Raw genomic sequence first — 1333 nt, forward strand, 5'->3', positions numbered from 1 at the left:
CGATGCTCCTATGGATCGTCAAGAGGCTCGGGCCGGTGGCGATGCGGTGAGCAGGTAGTAGAGCTCTCGAGCGATGAGTCGCTTCAGGCAGCGGATGATGTCCTTCTTCGACAGGCCTTCCTCGGTGCGGCGCTGGACGTAGGCGCGGGTGCGGGCATCCCAGCGCATCCGGCAGAGCACGACGCGGTAGATGGCGGCGTTGGCTTGTCGGTCGCCACCACGGTTGAGCCGGTGGCGGTGGGTGCGCCCGGAGGAGGCCGGGATCGGTGAGACCCCGCAGAGCGCGGCGAACGCCGGCTCGGAGCGCAGCCGGTCGGGGTTGTCTCCGGCGGTGACCAGCAGCTGCCCGGCGACATCGGTGCCCACGCCGTTGGCGGCGACCAGAGCGGGGTTGATCGTGCGCACCAGCGGGGTGAGCAGGGCGTCGAGGTCCTCGATCTCCTCGCTGAGTCGGGCGTGGCGACGGGCCAGGCTGCGCAGCGCGGTCTTGGTCGCCTGCACCGGATCGGCGATCGCGGCCGGGTCCGGGCGCAGCGCCGCGCAGGTGGCCAGCAGCCGGCGGGTGCTCAGGGCGCGTAGCCGGCCGCGCAACGGCTCGGGAGCGGTGATGACCAGCGCCCGCAGCTGGGTCTGGGCCTCGGCGCGGGCGGCGATGGCGCTGCGGCGGGCCACCCGCAGGGCCCGGGCGGCCTCGACCGGGCCGGTGCGGGCCTTCGGAGTGCCGGTCTGCCGGCCGCTGAGCGCGGCCCGGGCGGCGGCCTCGGCGTCGATCGGGTCGGACTTGCCGGCGAACCGGCGCATCTTGCGGTCCGGGCGGTCGACCTCGACCAGTTCGATGCCTGCTGCGGCCAGGTGGCGGGCCAGACCGGCGCCGTAGACCCCGGTGCCTTCGACGCCCACCCGCTGGACCCGGCCGTGCGCGGCCAGCCAGTCGGCCAGCTGGCCGTAGCCGGCCGGGGTCGCGGCGAACTCGCGATGGGCCAGCAGCCGCCCCGCGGGGTCGATGACCGCGGCGGTATGGGTGTCGGCATGGGTGTCCACCCCGCCGAACACCGGCGCAGGCTGGGCAGTCGGCAATGGTTCTGCGATGGTGGTCATCGCCGTCCTTGTCACTTGACCGGTCGGGGCGGCACGCACCGCCGAGCGAGCGGACAAGACAGTGACGGGTGCTTGCTGGCACAAGCTCCTATGAGGTCACGAACCCTCGACCGGTGAGTGCAAACGAGCCCCGCAGCGGACCGAACCGACAGATCGGCTTGAAGACCCGAAGTCAGTCAGGCGCTGGGTCAGGAACGACCGCTGCGGGGCTCTCCCACATCCTCACTGTCAGGCG

General features: G+C 72.8%; 1 protein-coding gene. It reads right to left on the bottom strand.

Going from position 1 to position 1333, the window contains the following annotated elements; translation table 11 throughout:
- Positions 1 to 18: 18 nt before the first annotated feature.
- Complete coding sequence (locus BLW63_RS25950; protein ID WP_091162523.1) at positions 19 to 1098, bottom strand: IS110 family RNA-guided transposase; 1080 nt, start codon at positions 1096 to 1098, stop codon at positions 19 to 21.
- Positions 1099 to 1333: the final 235 nt, after the last annotated feature.

The sequence above is a fragment of the Geodermatophilus africanus genome, from assembly GCF_900107105.1.
GTDB classification, from domain to species: Bacteria; Actinomycetota; Actinomycetes; order Mycobacteriales; family Geodermatophilaceae; genus Geodermatophilus; species Geodermatophilus africanus.